Annotated in this window: 3 protein-coding genes and 1 pseudogene; 1 reads left to right on the plus strand and 3 read right to left on the minus strand. The window is 42.1% G+C overall.

Annotation, left to right across the window (positions count from 1 at the left end):
* The 3 genes from AC1DUA_RS35725 to AC1DUA_RS35735 form a co-directional block, all read right to left on the minus strand.
* Positions 1–1215 (minus strand): response regulator (locus tag AC1DUA_RS35725; RefSeq protein ID WP_477504251.1); only part of this gene is annotated, 1215 nt, incomplete at its 3' end.
* Positions 1212–1838 (minus strand): sensor histidine kinase, encoded by a 627-nt coding sequence (locus AC1DUA_RS35730; RefSeq protein ID WP_477504252.1) that lies wholly within the window; start codon positions 1836–1838, stop codon positions 1212–1214. The genes AC1DUA_RS35725 and AC1DUA_RS35730, both read right to left, overlap by 4 nt.
* Positions 1839–1858: 20 nt before the next feature.
* Positions 1859–2743 carry a hypothetical protein gene (locus AC1DUA_RS35735; protein WP_477504253.1) on the minus strand — a complete coding sequence of 295 codons (885 nt, stop codon included), beginning with the start codon at positions 2741–2743 and terminating at the stop codon, positions 1859–1861.
* A gap of 205 nt (positions 2744–2948) precedes the next feature.
* Here AC1DUA_RS35735 and AC1DUA_RS35740 point away from each other — a divergent pair.
* Positions 2949–3195: pseudogene (locus tag AC1DUA_RS35740) on the plus strand (sugar ABC transporter permease); the annotation flags it as partial.

Raw genomic sequence — 3195 nt, forward strand, 5'->3', positions numbered from 1 at the left:
CATCTGTACATGGTCGGCAACCACATCTAGGGATAGATCCAATTTGTAATTTTGTTCTACAAAGGTAACGATTTTATCGATAGCCTGAGTGTGAGGCTGTTGATGCTCTGGACGCCGATCGAAGGGAAGGAGTTGCCCTGTGATTTTCGACTCTGGTGCAACATCGAGCGTTGTCCCAAATCTTGGGTAGTAATCGTTTACAAGGTTGAAATATAGTTCGCGCAGCTTGACGTTGCAGTTATCGCCTTCTGAGAAACGAAGATGCAGAGACTGCATGTCCTTTTCGATTTGTTCTAGAGTCTCAGCAATCGAACGATCGCTCTTTTGGACAAGAGTCAATTCACTGCCAATTGTCGCAGATGCTTGTCGACATACAGTCATGCTGCAGTTCGTATGGCGCTGATTGAATAACATCGAAGCCATTGCTTCAATGTACAGCTCCCGCAGGCCATCTATATCACTCATTCTGCCGCTGCCACCAATCGATAGTCCGCTGCATTGCGTATTTTCTGTATTAGACAGATCGGCACATGCAAGCTGAAGCTCGGAATCTGTTGGYACATGTAAACCGTTAATGATAAGAACGGCTTGCCGTAAAAATCGGGATTGAAAAGAATGAGCTTTGAAATTCATCTCGGATAGCAAGTTACAGAGTTGTTCAAGACGTTCGGCTGTCAACATGGGTGTGTTTTCATAGGATTGAAATACTAGAATTGTCGTGAACGCATCAGGAAGGAGGAGCTGCAGCTGCTCTGGCTTGAGCGGCATGTCCTCAAATGGCGTGTTATAAAGGATATGTTCTTTCAGCATCAGCAGGTCATGATCTCTCATGTGACGCTGTTCCAACCTAATGGTATGTTCGACTTTCGCGAGCACGCCTATCAGTTCATCCTTATTAATTGGTTTTAATAAATAGTCTACCACTTGGTAGCGCAGGGCCTGCCTAGCATAAGTAAAGTCGTCATAGCCCGTAATAATAATGAAGCGATTACCAAGATGTTGAGCTTGTATCTCCTTAATAAGGGCGAGCCCATCCATTTCAGGCATATGAATATCCGTTAGAATCAAGTCAGGCTGAAAGGATTCCAACTTTTGCAGCGCATCAATGCCATCACTGGCTCCGACGATCTCGGTAAAAGACGTATTCGCTTTCTGAATCATACGGATGATGCCGTTCAATAGGATAGGTTCGTCATCGATAACCATCAGCTTCATTGTGCTGCCCCCTTGCCTAATTTGAGCAAACAAGTCGTTCCCTCGCTAAGCTTACTCGTTATCTGGGTACCGGAACCTTCGCCAAAGAATATTTTTATACGTTCATTGACATTCACGATGCCGATACCACCGCCGCCGTTCTGCAAATGTGAAGCATCAATTTTGCCATTTAAAACATCTTGAACTCGAGCTAGCAGATCCTCCGCGATACCTGCACCCGTGTCACTAACTGCTATGAACATGAACAAGGCATCTTCCCAAATTCGAATGGAGAGGGTAACTTGTTTTCTTACGGTAGCAATCCCATGGACAATACTATTTTCAATCATAGGCTGCAGAATATAGTGGGGACAGATAAAGTGATCGATAGCAGCGTCAATCATGAAAGTTACTTGCAGCCGGTCAGCGAGCCTGATCTGCTGAATTTTGATATAGTCTTTGACATTTTCAACCTCATCTTTCAAGGTCGTTTCACTTTTTGATCCTGATAAACTATAGCGGAAAAGCTTGCCAAGCGTATAGGACATCTCAGCAGCTTCCGGGTCATCGTTAGCTTCTGCAATCATGCGTATCGACTCAAGCGTATTGTAAAGGAAATGAGGTTTGATTTGCGCTTGCATCATCTGATAGGCGGATTCCTTCCTCAACATTTCGGATCGGTGTACCGTCCGGAAAGCGTCAATAGTAGGATCGTTACGAGCATGACGAGTACATATTTGTTCATTTTGATCCCACTAAACACATCATCAACCTGTTCCATCATGACAAAATGCAGCTTCAAACTGTCCGCAAAAAAAGATTCAATCAGCATTTTATTGCCGCCCACAGTTTGATAGAAGTACCTCGTTTTTGCTTGGAAGGCATTGTCCAAAATCGCTTTTTCTGATTCCTTGTTTAAGGGGATTTTTGCAATGCGCGAGATGACCTGGTGATCCTGATCAAGCACATATAAATTGCTTTTGCTATTCAAATTTAACGATTCAAACAACGGTTTAATTAACTTGGAGGTCACTTTAATATCGAGTAGACCGATGTCCTGTTCGAAATTCCGATTCCCTATTTTGTGCACATAATGGAGGTTGATGTTTGGATCGGATACGTTGCTCGATGTCACCCATTTCCCTACACCAAGTGGAAGCTTTGTAATGCTTTCTTCCAGCTTAAACTCGTCCATCTTGGCCATTTCCGGTCGGAAAATCATCCCGTTTTGCTGTTCCATATAGATGGTCATACCGTCAATCATGCGATTGGATGACAAAATATAGGAAAATAAGGGGCGGATATAGGTCAAAAAGTTGGAGACTTGATCAAAGTCAGTCCGATAATTTCCGCTTAAATAGGCGATTGTATTCGAATTATTTTGGAAAAGTTGATAGGCTAATTCGATCTGCACGGTGCTGATACTTATATTATTTAACACTTGATTCACGATTTTTTGTCTGCCTTGCGCGTATTCTTCTAGAAAGCTGTTATAGTTCTGATTATAAAGGAACAGTCCGAACGAGATGATGGGAATGAAAATGATCACAATGTAGCCTATTGCCATTTTTTTAACGATAGACAAGTTCTGATAGTTGAAAGCAAGCTTCTTTGGGATGAGGCACACCACCTTATGAATGGACAGTTCATCTTAAAAATGATCCCTATAAATTTGTTCGACAGTCTATTATGATAGTCCTTGTAAGCGCTTAAAAATAGGTATAAATTAATTGCAGCCTGGAGGGAGAGTTACCATGAGTATAGCAGTTAGAATGATGAAGAAAAATTGGCAGCTCTATCTGATTATTCTGCCGTCACTTCTATATTTACTTATTTTTAAATATGTACCGATGGCTGGCGTGCAAATTGCTTTTAAAAATTATGTGGTTACCAAAGGGATTTGGGGAAGCGATTGGATTGGCTTTAAGCACTTCATTGAATTTTTCCGGCTGCCGATTTTCTGGCGAATTATCAAAAATACGGCTCTATTAAGCCTATATT

The sequence above is a fragment of the Paenibacillus sp. 01T422 genome (genome assembly GCF_056398785.1).

Coding starts and splice junctions, on each gene's coding strand:
- AC1DUA_RS35730 (WP_477504252.1), bottom strand. CDS start 1,838: ATGATGCAAGCGCAAATCAAACCTCATTTCCTTTACAATACGCTTGAG.